Raw genomic sequence first — 20,450 nt, 5'->3', positions numbered from 1 at the left:
AATTGTCAGCTCTACCCACAGTTATTATTCTGCCCAACCGAAAATAGCCAGTGAAAAATAGCGTTAACGCGGCATTTTCCAGTAAAAATATTGCATATTTGTAAAATCAAGTTTGCACCTATTCAAAAAATGAAAACATCACATAATATAAAATTAATTAAGAGGATTTAAATGAGCGGTTCTAATGACAATGGCCAGGAAGATTTAACAAGTCATCAGCTTAAGTTAAATGAAGTAACCAAAAATCTAAACGTTGTTGATAAAAACGGTAAAAGTATTGATTTCGATAAAATAATATATTCCGCCGCGGGTGAAACAAGTGGGGGAAGCTTTGCCACCGTTCAGTCAATTGATGAATTACGCGCGCTGGAACCCAATGTGCACGGCGAAGTAGTGGTCGTTCTCTCTTATAGCGCAGGCACAGGCCATGGCGGCGGCTTCTTTATTTGCGATATGAATGATAAAACCACGGCAGAAGATTTTGGCCTGACTATTGTGACGGCCGGCGGCGCCCGCTGGAAACGCTATATTACCGATAAATCTGGCGTGACGGTGGTTGACTTTGGTGCCATCCCGGATGGAAAAACCGACTGTCTGACCGCGGTTACCCGCATGTGGAACTGGACCCGCATTCTGGATAAAGCCACCAATACCCGCCCGCATGAAAATGTCGGTATTCGTTTCCCGTCCGGTAACTTCTTTCTCTCTAAATTTGATATTTCCGCTACCGAGGTCAGCCGTTTCCGTCTTAGCGGCGCACACGTTAACTTCGGTTATTTCCCGGTTACCCGTCTCTTTTCCGACCAGAAAAACGGCGAGGTGATGTTTACCGTGAAGGCTCGCTGGACCTATATCAGCGGCCTTATCGTCAACGGTCAGGACAACACTAAAACCAAAGGCTTCTTTAAGAACATCATTGATGGCGGCCAGTTTTTACGCGTCACCGCGATGCATTTTATGAACCTGGGTGGACGGGCACTGGATCTGATCGACACGCTGGATTGTAAAATCGACCAGTGGTATGCCGGTCAATGTAGTGAAACCGTGATTTACGGCCGCTGGTCAGGCCGCACGGAAGGCGCGTGGGATCACCTTACCGCTATTGAGCTAAGCAACTTTAACGTGCAGTACGGCAGTAAAGCGCCGATGCTCGATCTGCCGCGCGCCACGCAGTGCTTTATTCACAACGGCTGGATTGAACATACCGAATTCCCTGGCGATATCTCTAACGGCCAGTGGACTATCACCGGCTTAAGTCTTGAAAATAACGGCAGCCCGTTGAAATGCTACCATTCACGTATTGTTTCTACGCAGCTGAACGTGCATGGCACGCACGGTCTGGATCGTACTGCTTCTGGCGAGCGCTGGCTCTCTGCTTATGAAGATGGCCAGCTTTTCCTTGAAAATCACGGTGTTAAAATTGAGGGTTCGCTTAACTATCAATATGTTACCGCACCGGAACGGATGGATAACCGTGCCGACCGCGAAACCTGGTACAAAGTGGGCGTAGTTGAAGTGCCGGAATGGTCGACCGTGCTGCGAATGCAGATTATTGGCTCTTCGCAAACGCTGAACGTAACCTCAACCCAGACTGACTACTCAACCCGTACGCCAGAAGGTGAAGCAAAAATTTCTATCCAGAACGTTAACGGCAACCTGGTTACCTCATGGGCGGCTGAAGGCTCCTGTCCCATTACTCGCGTTGTGCTGAAGCAGACGGCAACCAACACGGCGGAAGTTTACGTCAAGCTGGCCAAATATACCGGTTTCTGTATTGCGCTTTTGACGACCAACTGCTTTGACCGCTTCACGCGCGGCGTGCATTTCCGCTTCGTTAAATCTTACACGCAGATAACCGGCGATGAGGCAACCGCGCTGGACGCACTGCCGGATACCGCGTTTTTGCAGCACTGGGAAGGCTCTGAGCGGGTTGGCTATGGCTATAACAGCAACAACGATCTGCTGATGCGTGGCCGCTTAGTGAGCACCAGTGCGGTAGGCGCGACTAAAGAGTGTCTGCGCGTTATGGTTAACGGCCAGGCTTATGCGATTGAGCTGAAGCCAATTACTGGTTAACCATTACGAATTGTTGTTTTCTATTTAAAAAGTGTTTAATTAGCATTTAATTTAGCCATCGACTAAATTCTCGATGGCTTTTTTTTTGCCAGATGTTTTAGTAGGAAAGCTTTAAGCAGCTAATGTTATTTTTCCTGCATCAATAGCGCTGCTTGATATTTTAAATTATATGGATCAGCAAGATGGTATTTATTGCATGCTGTGATTTAATTATTGGGTTTGAGTAGTGTTATCGCGTTAATTAAAATAAAAAGCAGGGTAGTACGGCAGAGTTAATCGCTATTTGGTAGTCTGCTGAATTTTAATGCGTTTAGCTTTTATTATTTTTGTAGCGACATGGGAAATATCTGCGGTTACTTTCTGCCAGGATAACAATTAACTTTAAAAAGAGGAAGATATGATTATCAGCGACAGCGGCATTCGCTTTATTAAAAATGAAGAGGGTGAAAAACTAACGGGCTACCTGGATTCAGTAGGGATACCGACTATTGGGGTAGGCCATACTGGTTGCGTAGAGGGAGCCGCCGTGTGCCAGGGCATGGCTATCAGCGAAGGACAGTCCAGCGAGCTGCTGCGCAGCGATCTGGCTACGGTCGAAAAGGCTATTGCACAGCACGTTAGCGTTCCTCTGACGCAAAATCAGTATGACGCATTGTGTAGCCTGATTTTTAATATTGGCGTCTCGGCATTTGCCCATTCCACTGTTAAAAAGAAGCTCAATGACAAAGCCTATAAGGAAGCTGCCGATGCTTTTCTGTTATGGAAAAAGGCGGGCAGGCTGGTTGACCTGCTGCTGCCGCGCAGACAGCGTGAACGCCAGCTGTTTTTAACACCGGATAAAGCTTAAAAATCATCTTCGCGTTAGAAATTCACTGTTTCGCCATGCGCTTTTCACAATGTTGTCATACTCTTTCGGCAAGCTAAATTAATTATTGGCCGCGACCCGTGCGGTTTTTGTTTCTTAAGGAAAATATGATGACTCTGGTTGCCAGTTTTAGCCACGCGTTTGGTGATTCACAGCGCGCTTTTCGCCTGATTTTAAAAGCCATCAGCGAACCCGGCAGCAAAGTTGCTCTGCCACAGCTGCCCGCGTGGGGCAACGCTTCGCCAGCGGCAACGGCGGTGCTGATGACGCTGGTGGACAGAAAAACGCCTTTCTGGCTGGACAGCTCGCTCAGTGACGAAGCCATGCTGGCAGATTTGCAGCGCTATGGCGCTAACATGACGGCGGACATGGCTACCCCGGTGGCACTGCTGCATGGCGCTTTCGACATGGCCATTGAACAGTTTGCCCCCGATGACAGCCGCACCACTGTCGTTATTGAAGTGCCTGCGCTTAGCGGTGGATTAACGTTACGCCTTAGCGGCCCGGAACTGCGCGAACCACGAGCCATTGCGCCGCGCTTGCCGAGCGCTGTTTTACGCTATCTTCGCGAGCGCGCGCACAGCTCTTTACAGCCGATAGATCTGATTTTCACCTGCGGCGATCGGATGATGGCGCTACCGCACACCACCAACGTGGTAGTGTGCTGAACGATTGAGAAAGGCGACGGGCGAGGAACCTCACCCGGTTAAAGCGTTACTCAGCAACATCCCACCACATTTTATTGAGCTCGTAATAGCGGTCAGCGGGGTCGGGCTGCTTCTCCCAGGGCTTATCAATAATGTAGTGAATATTTTTCACCTCAGAAAGATGCCACATGGCAGCATGCTGGAACGGCAGCGTTTTCAGCGCGTTATAGATGTAGGGCAGCGGCTGCCAGCGCTGGTGAAAGTAGTCGTTCAGGAAATCCTGCTCGGCAAACAGATAGCGTGACAGATCGTTTAACGCCGCCAGCTTTTGCAGCATATCCGCATAAACCGCCCGATCCGGTCGCAGTACCAGGAAGCCGCCGTTCAGGTAGTTATCCACTTCATCCGGCTGTTCGGTATGCTCCAGGCCGCGACAGTAGCTGTAGAAACAGTTTTCCGGCGTCCAGCTTTTTGGATAGCTGGCAATTTTATTTGGATTGCAGCGGCAGGCGTGGCAGGCGGCGATCTGATCTTCAGCCAGCGGCATCCCGAACAGCTCATCCATATTCTGTACCACCAGCATATCGGCATCCAGAAACACAATGCGCTCAAACTCGGTAAGCTGCCAGACCGCCAGCTTGGTCCAGACTTCGGAAAAACGCGCGTTGGCGTAGTGCTGTTGCAGGTTGCTGTCGGGGCTGACCGGCTGCACTTCGCGCACCAGACAGCCTTCTTTCTCCAGAACTTCCCTGGCGTGCGCGTCGATATTTTCCGTGGCCATTACCACCAGCGGGTAGCGGCTGCCGCTTTTCTTAAGCGATCTGTTTAGCGCCCTGACGCCTGCCAGGTAGCCTGGCTGCGTTAACAGGGTTGCCCATGCCATCATTGGCCTTCTCCTTCAAAAAGTTCTGCGGTAAACGCATTAGTAAATTTCTGCTGTGGATCAAGGATTTCACGCGCCTGACGGAAGGCCTGCCACTGCGGATAAATTTCCGGCCAGTTATAGAGCGCCTCGTCAAAATATTTGCCCCAGTGTGGTCGACCGCCTTCGGCCGCTAAAATCTTTTCAACCGCCTGTAAGAAGCTCACGCCTTCTTCAGAAAGCGAACCGTCTTCGGCGTAATAAACCACAAACCCAAAGAAGCAGGTATCCGCGCCATATGAGGGGCTGAGCCAGCTCTCAGAAGGCCCGGTACAGCGCAGAATAATCGGGTAGTGCATATGCGGCTGCGTTTCGCTATGCCAGTCTTTGATCTTGCGAATGACCTCACCCGCCCGTGCCAGCGGAATGCCGATCTCGACGTTGATCTGCGGCGTGGCGATACCGCGACAAAAAACCTGATAAACGTCGCCGGTAACGTCCGAAAAATCTTTAAAGCGCGTCACGGTGCGGAAAGGCTTACCGTTTTCGTCAACGATTTTGGTATCGCTACGCATATGCTCCAGCGTTTGCTCGATGGTTTCGTTCATCGCATCGCTGGTCTCTTCCTGCTTCACCAGGTCATGGTTATTCGCCTGGTACTGCGCAATTTCTTCGCTATTGGCTTCGCGCGCGGCCCAGACGTGCACCTGGTTTTCATTGGGGAACCACCAGGCTTTGCTCAGCGCATAATTATGGTTCCAGTCCAGCAGGTCTTGCTCCAGCGTATCGCCGCTGACCGCGTTTTTAAAACAGGTATAAATCAGCGATGCAGTAGTGCGCAGCGTGACCTGGGTAACGATACCCAGCACGCCCATACCTAACTGGACGGCATGAAAATCGGGATGGCTACGGCCAAAGTTCATCACCGAGCCATCTGCCAGCACCATGCGGATGCTCAGCGCCTCATCGGCGATAGAGCTTTGCTGCAGTCCCTGACCGTGCGTACCGGTGGCCAGCGCGCCCGCCAGCGTCTGCGAGGCGATAACGCCGGGCGAAGAGGGCAGCATTTTGCCTTCGGCAGTCAGGATTTCATAGATTTCGTGCATCGGCGTACTGCCGCCAAAGGTCGCACTGTTATCGTCCATGGCGATCAGGCCGCGCAGATGACGAAGGTCTAACAACGTGTCGCCCTCTGCCGTCAGCTTAAGCATGCGGCCCGGCGACATTTTGCTGCCCATCACGCGGATTTTTCCCGTGCTGGCAGCAACGAGACGGCAGAGTTCTTCTTCTGTTTGGGGGGCGCTAACGGCACGGCTGTCCGCCAGCGTGGCGTTTTGCGCCCAGTTCACTATTTTGCCTTCTTCAATGTCCGGCTTACGGCGTGGATAACCGGGATTATGGCGTGCCATTGGCAGCTCCTGGCATAAGGCCTGTCAGTAAGTGAATGCGGGGGTTCTTCAGCGATTAACCTTAATAAGCGTAGCTGAATCGCCCTGGAACAATAGCTGTTACCCTAAAAAAGTTGTACAACTTATTTGTTAATTGTACAAGATTGCACTGCTTCAGGGCACAAATAGCGCAGTGTGGCGTCGACGACCAGCTGGCGGTTACGGGCAATACTTTGCTGCTCGCTTTCATCACCGCCAAACAGGGTGTTAAAGGTGTAGCGGTTAGAAACGTTATGCGTGCAGATGCTGCTGATCAGGCGATGCACGTCAATCGTATCGGCCTGAGCGGTAAAGACACCAGCGGCTTTGCCGCGCGACAGAATCTCTTCCAGCACGTCGAGCGCGCTCTGGTTTAGTGCTTTAATCCGTGCCGACTGGCTGATATAGCGGCCGCGCATCAGGTTTTCGCTACAGACCAGACGCATAAAATCAGGATGGGAAAGGTGATAGTCAAAGCTGGCCTCAGCCAGTTTCTGCATTGCCAGCCGCGGCGGCAGCTCGGACAGGTTTAGTCCGGTTTCGTGCTGGCGAATAGCCTGGTAAACCTGCTCCAGCACGGCCATATAAAGGTTCTCTTTATTACCGAAATGGTAAACCACCATCCGCTTGGTGGTGTCGGCATGGTCAGCGATCTGTTCCATACGCGCACCCTGCAGGCCGAACTCGGCAAAAGTAGCCAGTGCACCGGCAAGAATGCGCTTTTTTAGTCCTTCAGGATCGTTTTTTCGTTTGGCGATAGCGGGCATAGCAAATCAGTCAATCCATAATCCAGAGCCTTACGGCTGAAGCCGCAAGGATACCATAAAAAAACTAAAGCCGATTTCCGGCAAAAGTCGGAACAATATGGTATTTCCCTCCTGGCCGCGCCTGCGTTTAAATCTTCCCTATCGCATTCTTGTTTCGGCATCGCAGGAGAAGGTTATGAAACTGTTCGCTTCTTTCAGAAAATATATGAGTGCTGTTTCCGGCTGGCTTTCTCTGCCGGTGTCGCAGGAAGAGTATCCCGATCCCTCCCGGATGACGGAATCCCTGCTGCCCGTCAGCCAGCTTTACGGCTTTGAAACCAGCTGGCTGCGCGCAAGGAGCTATGGTGAAAAATAACCGCTATCGCCTGACCTTGCGCTACAGCTACTGGAATGAACTGTGCACTTTAACCTTGCAGGCCGCGCCTTCAGCAGCGCGGCTTTGTCACTAGTGCAGCGGCCAGTTACCGGCCAGCTCAAGCGCGGCGTGACGGATTGACTCCACGCTTTGCTCAAACTCTTCTGCCGTCATCTTTTCCAGCTCGGCAAAATTCTCTTCCCGACCGTGCAGCGCGATGGCGTGTAGCGCAGGCTGCAAATGTTCCGGCAGCGCCGACCAGTCGCTCAGCTCGACGCCTCGCATATAGCCGATGCACCACTCTTCCACGATAGTCACTTCCAGATCTTCCACGCTGCTGGTGCCGAAAAGCGGTTCGAACTGTTCCGGATAATCCTTCAGGCGTTCGGCAATATCGTTCAGATGTTGCGTCACCAGCCCGTTAAAGCGCTCCTGATCGACCGTATCCCATGCCGGAAAATGATTTTCGCCCCCCCAGATCATTACCTGCAGGCGCTCAGGGGAAATGGTCTCCGGCGCAGAGAGCACGGCGGTTAACAGCCCGTCCAGCTCAGATGCATCCAGCACCGCGTCGTCGGTGCCGTACTGCGCCAGTATATCGTCAAGCCATTCCAGTTCTTCGGCCGTGAGTGGTCCTTGTTGCATGTCATAACCTCTTATCTGTCCGTCAATTAGCGCGGGGGATGTTATTGTCAGCGTTGATGACCAAAAAAGCCATGCCCGGGTTTATCCGCAGTCTGAAAACCGCTGCGCGTCTGCTCATACTCTGCAATTATGATACTTTTGCAAAAAAAGGGGGGCCGAATTTCATCAGGCTATTCTTTCCGTCACACCATGCTTATCACCAGCGGCTATGGTTAAAGGGGCTTACCTTTTACCACGGAGAAACGGATGAAAAGCAAAGAGCTAATCGCCTCGCGGCTGACGTTAACCGCAAAGCAGCGGCAGCAAACGCGCGCCGCCCTGAAAAAAGGCGGCCAGGCAGAGCCGGATCGAGGACGCGCCCAGCGTTACGCCTTTCAGCAACGTGCCAGGCAGGGCATTATTACCGGTGAAACCAACGATCTGCTACCGATCTCCTTTTTGCAACAGGGATTGAGCGCGGCGCGGGCCGTGGCGCTGGTGCGCGAAGACGGCGTACCAAAAGGCAGCGGCTTTTTAACGTATGGCGGCCTGTTTGTTACCAATCACCATCTGCTGCCGGAACCGCCAAAGCAGGGGGCGATCACCCTACAGTTTGGTTATCACCAGAGCGAAACGGGCGCAATTGCTGACGGCCTTCTGTACAGTATCGATCCGGAACGCTTCTGGCTGACCAGCCCAACGGAAAGCTTTGACTGTACGCTGGTCGCGCTGGGCGAAGCCCTCAGCGGCAGCGGCGAAAATCCTGTTCCTCTTAACCTGAGCGATCGCAACGATAAGCATGCGCTGGGTATCAGCCTCAATCTGATCCATCATCCCGGCGGCGCGCCGCAGCAGGTTACCCTACGCAATAACACCTTGCTGGCACGTCACGAACAGTTTTTACACTATGAAGCCGACACCGAGGGCGGCTCATCCGGCGCGCCGGTCTTTAACGACAGCTGGCAGCTGGTTGCGCTGCATCATGGCAGCGTGGAAAGCAATGGCGAATGGCTTAACGAAGGCATCCGCATCAGCGCATTAACCGACTGGCTGAAGGGCGAACTGCCGCAGCTGGACGCCGCCATGCAGGCACAGCTAATGCAGGCGCTAACCGCTGACGTCACGCCGCTGCGTACGGTAGCCAGCGCAGCCGCACCGGACGCCAACTATGGCAATCGCGACGGCTTCCAGGCCGATTTTCTGGGCGGACATCCGATTAACCTGGCCGACATTGTCGCTCCTCGTGCAGCCGAAGTGGCTCCGTTGCGCGACGGCAGCAAGGGCACGGCGGCGCTGCTTAACTATGAGCATTTTTCACTGATTATGAACGCCGAACGGCGGCTGGCCTTTTTCAGCGCCGTTAATATCGACGGCGCGCGCTATATCAATATCGATCGCGGAAACGGCCAGCCCTCGCTGCTACCGGAAGGGGATAGCTGGTACGAAGACAGCCGCATCGACAGCCGCTACGTCACCGGCCAGGCTTTCTATAGCGAGTACAGCCGCTGGTTCGATCGCGGCCATCTTACCCGCCGTAGCGATCCTACCTGGGGAACCGCAGCCGAAGCGGTGCGGGCTAATAAAGATACCTTCCACTTTACCAACTGCTCGCAGCAGCATTACCTGTTCAATCAGAGCCAGCAGTACTGGCAGGGCGTCGAGCGCTATATTCTGGAATATGGCGTGCTGGTCACTAAAAAGCAGATCAGCGTGCTGACCGGGCCGGTATTGAACGATCAGGCCAGGCAGTACGCAGACTGGTCGGTGCCGCTGATGTTCTGGAAGGTGGTGCTGCGCATCGGCCCCCAGGGCAAGCCGCAGGCGACGGCATTGCTGGTCAGCCAGGATAAGCTGCTCGACACGCCGCGTCGCATACTGCCGCAGGCACAGGCGGAATCCGCGCCCAACGTTGATGCTTATCGCGTGACGGTCAGCTCGCTGGAAAAACTCACCGGTCTCGACTTTGCCGCTTTTCGCGACTGGGACAGCTGGCAGCCGGACGCCGCGCTGCTGGCCGATCCGCTACCGGCAAAGCTGGTTATGACCTGGGAGGATCTGCTGTAAGTCAGCACCGTACTACCGTGGCAGCCTTAGCATCTGCGGCTATGGAGGAATCAAAGTTATCTTCTGCCGTCTCGTGCTGAGTTGCCGTTAAAACGGATGGCAGAATCAGAACCTATACTTGATGTTCTCAATGCGCTGTCCGTTGTCAGCGTAAAGAAAACGACCAGGAGATTACTATGGCTGAAACCAGCAAGCGGGACCGCATGCCCTATCTGTTATTCCTTTGTGAGGGCCACATCCTTGCCCAGAATATTGATGGCCACGTCGTCGATCTGGGAACCTTTACCCGTGAAGCGGGCAAAATTTCCTGGCTAATGGATGGCAACAGCGAGAAGGGCGAAGGGCTGAACACGGAAAGCGAAGCGCTGGAAGATATTGCCGGTAAAACAGACTTCCTTTTTCTGGATGGCCAGTTTACCAGCCTGCCCGATCTGTCAGCCGACTATCAGGACAAGCTCGCCTCGCTGCCGGCAAAAGAGATTGTCTTAAACGAGCTGGACGACACGGCAACCCGTTAATCCGGCACAGAGAACCATGCCAGCGAGCAGGCTTTTCGTGGCCGGTTCGCTGGTAGCACAGACTCGTCACCGGCGGCCTTGCCGGAAAGACCGTTTAGCAGCAGATAAATCTCCGGACCGTTGTACGGGCATTAGCCGCCATCTCCTCGCCTGGCAAAATTTCTCGTCGGGACCTGAACCAAAGGCGTGGTCTGCGCAGGCATTGTGTTTTACACTGCGCGTCACGAAAATTGAGTAGATAAACGATACGGGCAGCAATGGCGATGAACGGAACGATCACAACCTGGTTTAAAGATAAAGGCTTTGGATTTATCAAAGATGAAAACGGCGACAACCGTTATTTTCATGTGATTAAGGTCGCCAATCCTGATCTGATCAAGAAAGATGCGGCGGTCACGTTTGAACCTACCACTAACAGCAAAGGCTTATCGGCTTATGCGGTAAAAGTGGTGCCGGAAAGCAAATACATCTATATCGCAGGCGAGCGCCTTAAGCTTACCGCGATCAAGTCTTTCCTGGTTTACCATGAGGAAGTTCCGGCCGATACCCGCATTGATAAAGAAAATGGGGTGCTTTCGGTAGGCGTATTGATGGGCAGCATCCGGCCAAAATCAGAGACTAAGCCTGGCGAAATGCGCTCGCTGAAAAAACTGGCGATTACCACTTTCCAGGGAACGACGTTGATCTTTTCGGAAGATGAAATTGACGTGGATGCCACGGTGAAACTGCTCGGAAAATAAGGCAGACGTGGATGTTACGGTAAAATCCCGGCCATCATGCAACAGGTTTAACGAAGATGACAAAACTTACTCTACAAGAGCAGATGCTTAAAGCTGGATTAGTCACCAGCAAAAAAATGGCTAAGGTTCAGAAAACGGCCAAAAAATCACGCGTGCAGGCGCGTGAGGCAAGAGAAGCGGTAGAAGAGAATAAAAAAGCCCAGCTTGAGCGCGATAAGTTGCTGAACGAGCAGCAAAAACAGGCTGCGCTGTCGAAAGAGTACAAGGCGCAGGTGAAGCAGCTGATTGAAATGAATAAAATCGATATTTCAAGAGGAAATATAGGTTTTAACTTCACCGACAATAACCTGATTAAAAAAATCGAAGTTGATAAGGCGACGCAAACGCAGCTGATTAACGGTCGCCTTGCCATTGCTCGCCTGGCGGTTAACGCCAGCGGCGAAAGCGAATACGCTATTATCCCTGCCAGCGTAGCCGATAAAATCGCGCAGCGAGACGCAACCAGCATCGTATTAAACAGCGCGCTGAGTCAGGAAGAGCAGGACGAAGACGATCCTTACGCAGATTTCAAAGTGCCCGATGATTTAATGTGGTAGGCAACCAACGCCGGTTTTTTTACTGGCGTTGTGGTCAGTGACTTTGACGCCAGATTTTTTTTACTGGCGTTGTGGTAAGCGACCCCCGACGCCAGGGTTTCCAACCGGCATTGCAGTAATCAACCCCCGACGCCAGGTTTTCCAACCGGCATGCTGAGCAAGAGTCCTCTCGGCGGCGGTCAGAACGGGCAGGGGCAGCGGGCTTTAATCAGCTTCCCGCTGACGGGATGCACGAAATGCAGCTCGCTGGCGTGTAACATCAGCCTCGGCGTTTGTTCCGTTCCCGGCAGCAGGCGACCGCCATACAGATCGCAGCCTAAAATAGGGTGCCCCAGCTGCTGGCAGTGGATGCGTAGCTGGTGGGTGCGCCCGGTTTCCGGAATAAGCTCTACCCGCGACAGCGGCAACAGCGTCTTATTTTCTGCCTCGTGATAAAAGCGCTCAATGACCCGATAGCGGGAGCGAGCGGGCTTGCCCTTTATCGGGCAAATCGACATCAGCGGAAACAGCGCCGGATCTTTGGCTATCGCCGCCTCTATGACCCCCTCATCGTCTTTTAAATGTCCGCAAAGCAGCGCGGTATAGGCTTTACTCACTGTGCGCTGGCTGAACTGCTGGCAGAGAGCGGCATTGATCGCCTTATTGCGGGCAATGACCATTAATCCGGAGGTGCCAAAATCAAGGCGGTGAACCAGCGTGCAGCCGGGAAAAAGCGCGACCAGCCGGTAATGCACCGAATCGAGGTTTTGCGGGTTTTTTCCGGAAAGGCTGAGCAGCCCGGCAGGCTTGTTAATAAGCAGCAGGTGTTCGTCCTGACAGAGCGTGACTATCTCTTCATAACAGGGCGGGGCAATAAAGGAATCGAAAAGGGTGGACATCAGGCTGCCGTCTGGAGAAGGGCTGCGGATAATACCCCATTTTCAGCGGGCTGGCGAGCTGGCCGCAGCGCTGCACGGATAACAAAAAAATAAAATAAAAGTGATAGTATTTACATCAGCCCTTATGGGCAACGCCCAAACAGACCTAAATTTCCGGGGACAGCTAATGAAAGAAGTACCGATCAAATTTTATGACATCGCAGATGAGTATTCGGCAGAATCGACAAAGCCGGTAAGCGAGTCGGAGCGTGAGCCTGTGGCGCGCTATTTCCAGCTATTGCTTGACCGCCTGGCAAATAACGAAGAGATCGACGAGGATGCGCAGCAAGAGATGGCCAGCGAAGCCGGTATCAGCGAAGAACGCATTGATGAAATCGCCACCTTCCTGAACCAGTGGGGCAACGAATAGCGTACCGGGGCGGCCAGCAGGCGGCCTTTTGCGTTTTGCCAACAATTTTAAAGCCCGCTTAAGCTTTTAAGCGGGCTTTTTATCGCTTATCAGGCGGCGATTTTTTTAGTACCGCCTACAGGATTTTTTCCCGTTAAATGCGATCTTTTCGCGTTTATTTTTGTGGCTGCTGCTGCTGCTGAGCGTCGGCCTCTTTCTGTTTCTTTTTGGCCATGTGGTGGCCGACCGCGCAGCCTGCTGCTGCACCCACTACGCCATGATGATGCGCAACATGACCCGCTACGCCACCCACGGCTGCTCCCTTCAGGCAGCCTTTTGCTTCAGCCTGCGCGCTCACGGTCAGAAACAGGCCGGCAGCGACAGCGATAATTGTTAGTTTTTTCATGATTTTTCCTTAAATAAATGGGCAAGGGTCGAACGCTTATAAGCGTAGTCAATCCCAACGGCCAGATCGCCAGAAATGCATGAATTTAAAACTTTTTTACCTGGGGTTACACTTTGCCAGGCGAAGGCCGAGGGCAATGCGTTGCTGAACTCTTTCGGCCCTGTCCGACGTCATTCGGACATCAGCAGCGGCTTATTTAATGAAGTGTTGCAACCCTTTTGTATTTAACTCACTGATATTTAAATCCTTTCATCTGCACCGGGTGACTGCCCCGCGCAATAATCCTCTTAAAAAGCCCGCTCCCAGACTACGATGTTCTCAAAAGCAGCCTGTGTTACGTAATAACGTAACGATAACGCAGAAAAAGCTAACGTGGAGAGGGGCCATTTAGCCGTTGAGTACGCAGAAAAAATTGCTAAGGGAATTCTTAAAAAATACCGGGTCAGGTTTGGCCCGGCAATCTGTCATTGCCAGAGGGGGTAAACCGCCTCCGGCTGCGGGTTCACCCCCTAAAAATAGCGTCGGATACTGTACTAAAGTAGAGGGTAAACTCATCTTTAATTCTTATGTTTATTTTTATATTGACACATTTCCTTCATCAAAAACCTGTACCAATTTACCTGCCGTAAGGCTTTAGCGATTCTTAATTAATGCGTCGAATAAAGTACGGATTAACTCATGTTAACGTCGGTAACTGTGAGGTTTATTTATTTAAATTTATGATTTTTTATTTTTTCAGGCCGCTTTACGCCACCGGTAAGAGTTGATATGGTTAAGAAAATTTTTAGTATGTACCTTGTGCATTCCGTTATTAGTCTTTTATTTACAGGTGTTTATCTGTATTAATTTCTATGGCTATGTGTTTTATGGGCCTTTAGCGTTAATACACATAAATATTGCTGATATTTGCATTTCCGATCTTAGTTTAGATCCGTTAATAATTAAGGTGCGGGTAATGCTTTAGCGGCGGTTTCGTTTCCCAACCTGGGGTAAATGTGCATGTTGCTCGACAGACAGTCTGAGGTCATTACCAAGCAAGCATTGTATCCATTAGCTTCTCTTTTTAATATTGGCGCAATGATTGATATCAGAGGCCCTCTTGACGAGCAGCGAATGCGGGCAGCCGATCGAGCCGTAAAAAGCGATCCAGCACTGCGTTCGGCTTTGTCGATGGCGGGCTGGGAACCCGAGTTTGTCACGCTTGAGCACGACACTTTGCCTCTGGAAGTGCTGGATCTCTCCAGCCACGACGATCCTTTCCAGTCCGCCATTTCCCTTATTGAGCAGCGTCTACGGCAGGTATTTCCTTTCGACGGAGAAACGGCTCTGCTGCGCCATACGCTGATACGTCTTGCAGAAGATCGGCATCTGATGGTGGGGATTTATCATCATTTAGCCTACGATGGCTGGGCAACCTCCCTGATTTATCAGCAATTAGCGGCTTTTTATAACGAGCCTGTGCTGGCTGGATCCGGGCGCGATATGTTGCCATTGAGCCATCAGGAGCAGATCGCCGATGAGCGGAATTATAAAAATTCCCGCCTGTTTGCCGCCGATCGGATGTACTGGCAGAAAAGATTAGCGGATTATGACACCGCGCTTTTCCCGCAGGGATGCCGTGATGTCGCAGCCAAACGCTATTCCTTCACGCTGGATAACGGGCATCGTGAAAAGCTACAGGAGCTTGCGCTCCGCTCCGACGGCACGCTTTTTCAGGCGTTGATCGGTATTACGGCCACCTTTCTTTTCCGCACCTTTGGCGTTGACGATATTGTTATCGGTTTACCTGTTCTTAATCGGCGGTCAGCCCGCGCTAAACAGACGTTTGGATTGTTTGCCAACGTTCTGCCGTTTCGGCTGAAAAGACGCAACAGCGATACTTTTAACTCGCTGTTAAAAAATATTCATTCCCTGCTGAAATCTGACTATCGCCATCAGCGTTTCCCGGCGCATCAGCTGCTTAAGGGAGGAATATCCTATGAAGCAAGCCTTTCTTATGAAAAGCACGATTACAGTGCGATTTATGAGGGAACGGATACCCGGCTCACCGTTTTATCCGGCTTCTCTCAGGATTACCCGCTCAAGCTATTTATTCGCGATTACGACGTTGAAAAACCGTTAAAAATTGATATCGACTACAACGTTTCCGCATTCAGTGAAATGGACATTGAGCAGGTATTTGCAGAATTTAAAAATATTCTGGCTAACTCTGTTGCATTTCCCGACCGCCAGCTGCTGATTAGTCATCAGGCTAATCCGGGCAAAGCGTTATCCCTCCTGCCAACGGTGACGACCGATCTTTGTACGCAGTTTGAGTCAGCCGCAGCGCGCTATGCCGATCGGGTGGCGATCAGCTGCGAGGGCGAGCGGCTGACCTATGCGGCGCTCGACAGCGCGGCTAACGCGCTGGCCTGGCGGCTGCGCGAGCAGGGCGTCGGCAGCGGGCCGCACGAAAGCCTGGTGGGCCTGAGCGTCGGGCGCGGCCCCGGCCTGCTGGTGGGTATCCTCGGCATCCTCAAGGCGGGCGGCGCGTACGTGCCGCTGGACCCGGTTTATCCCGCCGAGCGCCTTGCCTTCCTGACTGCCGACAGCGGTATCCGGCTGGCGGTGGCCGACGACACGGGCCTGGCGGCGCTGGCCGGGCTGGACGTGCAGGCGGTAAGCCTTTCAGCGGACGGTGTTTCACACCACCAGGCCCCGCCGCGCGCGCTGCATCCGCAGCAGGCCGCCTACGTTATCTACACCTCCGGCTCCACCGGGCAGCCGAAGGGCTGCGTGGTCAGCCACGCCAGCGTGGTGCGGCTGTTTACCGCCACGGAGCACTACGGCTTTAGCGGGTCGGACGTCTGGACCCTGTTCCACTCCTACGCGTTCGACTTCTCGGTGTGGGAAATCTGGGGCGCGCTGCTGCACGGCGGGCGGCTGGTGGTGGTGCCTTATCTGAGCAGCCGCGACCCGGAACGTTTTGCGCAGCTGCTGGAGGCGGAGTCGGTGAGCGTGCTGAGCCAGACCCCGGCGGCCTTCCGCCAGCTGACGGCGGTATCGGCCGGGCGCGACTTTGCGGCGCTGCGGCTGGTGCTGTTTGGCGGCGAGGCGCTGGAGCCGGGCAGCCTGGCGCCGTGGTTCGCGCAGCACGGCGAGCGGGTGCGGCTGGTGAACATGTACGGCATCACCGAAACCACGGTGCACGTCACCGAATACACGCTGACGGCAGAAAGCATGGCGCAGGGCAGCGTGATAGGCGCGCCGCTGGCGGATTTGCACGTGCAGGTGCTGGACCGCTACGGCGAGCCGGTACCGGCGGGGGTAACGGGCGAGATGTACGTGGGCGGCGCGGGCGTGACGCGGGGCTATCTGGGCCGGGCGGCGCTGACGGCGCAGCGCTTCGTGCCGGACCCGTACGGCGCGCCGGGGGCGCGGCTTTACCGCTCGGGTGACCTGGCGCGCCGCCGGACGGACGGCCGGCTGGTGTACCAGGGACGGGCGGACCAGCAGCTGAAGCTGCGCGGCTACCGCATCGAGCCGGGCGAAATCGAGGCGGCGCTGCGGGCGCAGGCGGGGGTCCGCGACGCGGCGGTGCTGCTGGATACCCCGGCGCAGGGCCAGCCGCGTCTGGTGGCCTACGTGGTGGGCGGCGAGGGGCCGCAGGCGCTGCGCGGGGCGCTGTCGGCAACGCTGCCGGAGCACATGGTGCCCGCGGTGATTATGCCGCTGGCGCAGCTGCCGCTGACGGCCCACGGCAAGCTTGACCGAAAGGCGCTGCCGAAGCCGGAAGTCACGGTATCGGCGGGTGGCGAAGCGCGTACCGGGGTGGAAAAAGCCCTGGCTACCATCTGGAGCGAGGTGCTGTCTGTTCCGGAGCCGGGCATCGACGACAACTTCTTCACGCTGGGCGGCGACAGCATCAGTTCGCTACAGGTGGTTTCGCGAGCCAGAGCAGTGGGTATTAACATTACGATAGAAGGCTTTTTAGCCGGGCAGCATATCCGAAAAATTGCCGCCGGGGCGCAAAACGCGCCTGTCGTAGCCGATGATGAAAGTCTGACACTACCTTTTAGCCTGCTGTCAGCCGAAGATCGCGCACGGCTGCCGGATAACGTTGACGATGCTTTTCCTTTATCCAGGCTACAGGCCGGAATGCTGTTTCACTCTACGCTGGCCGAAGAGGGCGCGATTTTCCATGACGTCTTTACTTTCCGACTGCGCATGCCGTGGAACGAACACGCGTGGCGTCGTGCCTTTGAGCAGCTCCCCGCTTCGCATACGCCTTTAAGAACCTCTTTCCACTGGACAGGCTACAGCGAGCCGCTACAGGTTGTGCATGCGACCGCCGACATTGATTATCAAATCGTCGATCTGCGTCAGCTGGAAACGGAACAGCGGCGGCAGGCGATTGATGATTTTATCGCGCAAAGCAAATCTTACCGTTTCGATCCGGCCAAAGGGCGCATGTTTCGCGTGAGCCTGCATCGCCATAGCGATGACGAGCTACAGCTGACGCTGGATTTTCACCACGCGATTTTCGATGGCTGGAGCGTGGCTACGCTGCTCAGCAGTTTAATCCACCGGGTGACCGGCACCGAGGCAAAAACCGCACGCTCAGATACCGCAGCCAATACGGCTTTCGTGGCGCTGGAACGCAAAGCCGAGGCCGACGAGCAGCTGGTGTCCAGCTGGCGTGAGCGAGTAGCCGACGTCGCGCCAACGTTGCTGGGTAACGATAACGTGGCTGAGCTACCGGCCACGCGACAGGTTCAGCGCCGGGCTTTCCGCCTGCCCGACGATTTAACCAGCAAGCTTAAACAGCGCGCCACGGATCTGGCTATCCCGTTAAAAATCGTCTTGCTGACGGCCCACCTGAGCGCGCTGGCAAAAGTCACCGGCGGTGAAGTTACGACGACGGGCTACGTCACCCACGGTCGCCCGGCGGGCGCGGATAAGGCAGTCGGTTTATTCCTTAACACCCTGCCGTTCAGCATGGCGTTGCCGCCGGTCAGCTGGAATGCGCTGATAAAAAGCATCGCCGCCGAAGAGCAGGCGATTCAGGCAATACGCCGCCTGCCCGCCGCGGTAATCAAGCCGCTGAACGGCAGCGGACAGCTCTATAACGTCAGCTTTAATTATATTCACTTCCATATCTATAACAGCCTGCCTGACCTGGCGGATTTCCAGGTCGTCGATGTTGAAATTTTCGAAGAAACCGATTTCCCGCTGCTGGCGCAGTATTCGCAGGATCCGTTTGACGCCTCGCTGGAGCTGACGCTGGTTGCCGATCCTGCGGTGGTACCCGCATGGCAGGTAGAGCAGTTTGGCGAGTATGTGCTGCGGGCGACAGAGGCCATTGCCAACGACTCAGAGGGCCCGTGGTATAGCAGCCTTCGCCCTGAAGCGTTACCGCGCGTACCTGACGCATCGCCGGAACCCGTTTTCGACCTGTGCACGCAGTTTGAGTCAGCCGCAGCGCGCTATGCCGATCGGGTGGCGATCAGCTACGAGGGCGAGCGGCTGACCTATGCGGCCCTCGACAGCGCGGCTAACGCGCTGGCCTGGCGGCTGCGCGAGCAGGGCGTCGGCAGCGGGCCGCACGAAAGCCTGGTGGGCCTGAGCGTCGGGCGCGGCCCCGGCCTGCTGGTGGGTATCCTCGGTATCCTCAAGGCGGGCGGCGCGTACGTGCCGCTGGACCCGGTTTATCCTGCCGAGCGCCTCGCCTTCCTGGCCGCCGACAGCGGTATCCGGCTGGCGGTGGCCGACGACACGGGCCTGGCGGCGCTGGCCGGGCTGGACGTGCAGGCGGTAAGCCTTGCAGCGGACGGTGTTTCACACCACCAGGCCCCGCCGCGCGCGCTGCATCCGCAGCAGGCCGCCTACGTTATCTACACCTCCGGCTCCACCGGGCAGCCGAAGGGCTGCGTGGTCAGCCACGCCAGCGTGGTGCGGCTGTTTACCGCCACGGAGCACTACGGCTTTAACGAGTCGGATATCTGGACCCTGTTCCACTCCTACGCGTTCGACTTCTCGGTGTGGGAAATCTGGGGCGCGCTGCTGCACGGCGGGCGGCTGGTGGTGGTGCCTTATCTGAGCAGCCGCGACCCGGAGCGTTTTGCGCAGCTGCTGGAGGCGGAGTCGGTGAGCGTGCTGAGCCAGACGCCGGCGGCCTTCCGCCAGCTGACGGCGGTATCGGCCGGGCGGGACTTTGCGGCGCTGCGGCTGGTGCTGTTTGGCGGCGAGGCGCTGGAGCCGGGCAGCCTGGCGCCGTGGTTCGCGCAGCACGGCGAGCGGGTGCGGCTGGTGAACATGTACGGCATCACCGAAACCACGGTGCACGTCACCGAATATACGCTGACCGCAGAAAGCATGGCGCAGGGCAGCGTGATAGGCGCGCCGCTGGCGGATTTACACGTGCAGGTGCTGGACCGCTACGGCGAGCCGGTGCCGGCGGGGGTAACGGGCGAGATGTACGTGGGCGGCGCGGGCGTGACGCGGGGCTATCTGGGCCGGGCGGCGCTGACGGCGCAGCGCTTCGTGCCGGACCCGTACGGCGCGCCGGGAGCGCGGCTTTACCGCTCGGGTGACCTGGCGCGCCGCCGGCCGGACGGCCGGCTGGTGTACCAGGGACGTGCGGACCAGCAGCTGAAGCTGCGCGGCTACCGCATCGAGCCGGGCGAAATCGAGGCGGCGCTGCGGGCGCAGGCGGGGGTCCGCGACGCGGCGGTGCTGCTGGATACCCCGGCGCAGGGCCAGCCGCGGCTGGTGGCCTACGTGGTGGGCGGCGAGGGGCCGCAGGCGCTGCGCGGGGCGCTGTCGGCGACGCTGCCGGAGCACATGGTGCCTGCGGTGATCATGCCGCTGGCGCAGCTGCCGCTGACGGCCCACGGCAAGCTGGATCGTAAGGCGTTGCCGAAGCCGGAAATCGCCGTGGCGCAGAACGAAGAAGGCTATCAGTCCAGCCTTGAGCGGGAAATCGCAGAGCTGTTAAGCAGCGTGCTTGGGCTGTCCGGTATCGGGCGTCATCAAAGCTTTTTAGAAACGGGCGGCGATTCCATTCTGGCGACCCAGGCACTTTTTCGCCTGCGCGAGCTGTATGGCGTTGAGCTTCCCCTGCGAACGATTTTTGAAGCGGGCACGGTTGCAGGCGTGGCCGCGAAGATAACGGCTCTGCGGCAGGAAGAACGTCACGGGGAGCGACAGACCAGCGACTCCGCACCGCTTCTGCCATCACGACGTCGTCAAAAATGAA

At 55.4% G+C, this 20,450-nt stretch carries 15 protein-coding genes and 1 pseudogene; 10 read left to right on the top strand and 6 right to left on the bottom strand.

The window, feature by feature from the left end:
• Positions 1 to 171 precede the first annotated feature (171 nt).
• The 3 genes from KUE00_RS01370 to phnH all read left to right on the top strand — a co-directional run bounded on the left by KUE00_RS01370 (position 172) and on the right by phnH (position 3,609).
• Complete coding sequence (locus KUE00_RS01370; protein WP_246757698.1) at positions 172 to 2,076, top strand: hypothetical protein; 1,905 nt, start codon at positions 172 to 174, stop codon at positions 2,074 to 2,076.
• Between the two features lie 397 nt (positions 2,077 to 2,473).
• Positions 2,474 to 2,923, top strand: a complete 450-nt coding sequence (locus tag KUE00_RS01365; RefSeq protein WP_246757697.1) for a lysozyme — start codon at positions 2,474 to 2,476, stop codon at positions 2,921 to 2,923.
• A gap of 128 nt (positions 2,924 to 3,051) precedes the next feature.
• Positions 3,052 to 3,609: a phosphonate C-P lyase system protein PhnH gene (phnH, locus tag KUE00_RS01360; RefSeq protein WP_246758064.1), complete on the top strand. Its 558-nt coding sequence runs from the start codon at positions 3,052 to 3,054 to the stop codon at positions 3,607 to 3,609.
• 46 nt (positions 3,610 to 3,655) lie between these two features.
• Here the strand turns inward: phnH and KUE00_RS01355 are convergent, their stop codons facing one another.
• The 3 genes from KUE00_RS01355 to KUE00_RS01345 form a co-directional block, all read right to left on the bottom strand.
• Positions 3,656 to 4,474, bottom strand: coding sequence for a glycosyltransferase family 8 protein (locus KUE00_RS01355; protein WP_246757696.1), 819 nt, complete (start codon positions 4,472 to 4,474; stop codon positions 3,656 to 3,658).
• Positions 4,471 to 5,859, bottom strand: a complete 1,389-nt coding sequence (locus tag KUE00_RS01350; protein WP_246757695.1) for a D-arabinono-1,4-lactone oxidase — start codon at positions 5,857 to 5,859, stop codon at positions 4,471 to 4,473. Before KUE00_RS01350 ends, KUE00_RS01355 begins: the two co-directional genes overlap by 4 nt.
• Before the next feature lie 122 nt (positions 5,860 to 5,981).
• Entirely contained in the window at positions 5,982 to 6,644 is a 663-nt protein-coding gene (locus tag KUE00_RS01345) for a TetR/AcrR family transcriptional regulator (protein WP_246757694.1), read from the bottom strand.
• Between the two features lie 175 nt (positions 6,645 to 6,819).
• Between KUE00_RS01345 and KUE00_RS01340 the strand changes: the two genes are divergently transcribed.
• Positions 6,820 to 6,999 (top strand): hypothetical protein, encoded by a 180-nt coding sequence (locus tag KUE00_RS01340; protein WP_246757693.1) that lies wholly within the window; start codon positions 6,820 to 6,822, stop codon positions 6,997 to 6,999.
• A gap of 93 nt (positions 7,000 to 7,092) precedes the next feature.
• Here KUE00_RS01340 and KUE00_RS01335 read toward each other — a convergent pair.
• A pseudogene (locus KUE00_RS01335) lies at positions 7,093 to 7,644 on the bottom strand (UPF0149 family protein); the annotation flags it as partial.
• Positions 7,645 to 7,890: 246 nt separating this feature from the next.
• Here KUE00_RS01335 and KUE00_RS01330 point away from each other — a divergent pair.
• The 4 genes from KUE00_RS01330 to KUE00_RS01315 all read left to right on the top strand — a co-directional run bounded on the left by KUE00_RS01330 (position 7,891) and on the right by KUE00_RS01315 (position 11,541).
• Positions 7,891 to 9,687, top strand: coding sequence for a DNA/RNA non-specific endonuclease (locus KUE00_RS01330; protein WP_246757691.1), 1,797 nt, complete (start codon positions 7,891 to 7,893; stop codon positions 9,685 to 9,687).
• Between the two features lie 176 nt (positions 9,688 to 9,863).
• Positions 9,864 to 10,205 (top strand): hypothetical protein, encoded by a 342-nt coding sequence (locus KUE00_RS01325; RefSeq protein WP_246757690.1) that lies wholly within the window; start codon positions 9,864 to 9,866, stop codon positions 10,203 to 10,205.
• A gap of 257 nt (positions 10,206 to 10,462) precedes the next feature.
• Positions 10,463 to 10,945: a cold-shock protein gene (locus KUE00_RS01320; RefSeq protein ID WP_246757689.1), complete on the top strand. Its 483-nt coding sequence runs from the start codon at positions 10,463 to 10,465 to the stop codon at positions 10,943 to 10,945.
• A 56-nt stretch (positions 10,946 to 11,001) separates the two neighbouring features.
• A complete protein-coding gene (locus KUE00_RS01315; protein WP_246757688.1) occupies positions 11,002 to 11,541 on the top strand; it encodes a DUF2058 domain-containing protein in 540 nt (179 codons plus the stop codon).
• Between the two features lie 179 nt (positions 11,542 to 11,720).
• Here the strand turns inward: KUE00_RS01315 and KUE00_RS01310 are convergent, their stop codons facing one another.
• Positions 11,721 to 12,419 carry an RluA family pseudouridine synthase gene (locus KUE00_RS01310; protein ID WP_246757687.1) on the bottom strand — a complete coding sequence of 233 codons (699 nt, stop codon included), beginning with the start codon at positions 12,417 to 12,419 and terminating at the stop codon, positions 11,721 to 11,723.
• Between the two features lie 166 nt (positions 12,420 to 12,585).
• On the opposite strand from KUE00_RS01310, the gene KUE00_RS01305 reads away from it, so the two are divergent.
• Positions 12,586 to 12,828, top strand: a complete 243-nt coding sequence (locus KUE00_RS01305; RefSeq protein WP_414148533.1) for a DUF2543 family protein — start codon at positions 12,586 to 12,588, stop codon at positions 12,826 to 12,828.
• Between the two features lie 154 nt (positions 12,829 to 12,982).
• Here KUE00_RS01305 and KUE00_RS01300 read toward each other — a convergent pair whose 3' ends face one another.
• Entirely contained in the window at positions 12,983 to 13,213 is a 231-nt protein-coding gene (locus KUE00_RS01300; RefSeq protein WP_246757685.1) for a hypothetical protein, read from the bottom strand.
• Positions 13,214 to 14,206: 993 nt separating this feature from the next.
• On the opposite strand from KUE00_RS01300, the gene KUE00_RS01295 reads away from it, so the two are divergent.
• Complete coding sequence (locus KUE00_RS01295; protein ID WP_343215866.1) at positions 14,207 to 20,449, top strand: amino acid adenylation domain-containing protein; 6,243 nt, start codon at positions 14,207 to 14,209, stop codon at positions 20,447 to 20,449.
• The last annotated feature ends 1 nt before the right edge of the window (position 20,450 follow it).

The organism is Erwinia phyllosphaerae (genome assembly GCF_019132875.1).
GTDB classification, from domain to species: domain Bacteria; phylum Pseudomonadota; class Gammaproteobacteria; order Enterobacterales; family Enterobacteriaceae; genus Erwinia; species Erwinia phyllosphaerae.
The sequence above is the reverse complement of the archived record's forward strand: the minus strand, read 5'-3'. Positions and strand labels throughout refer to the sequence as shown.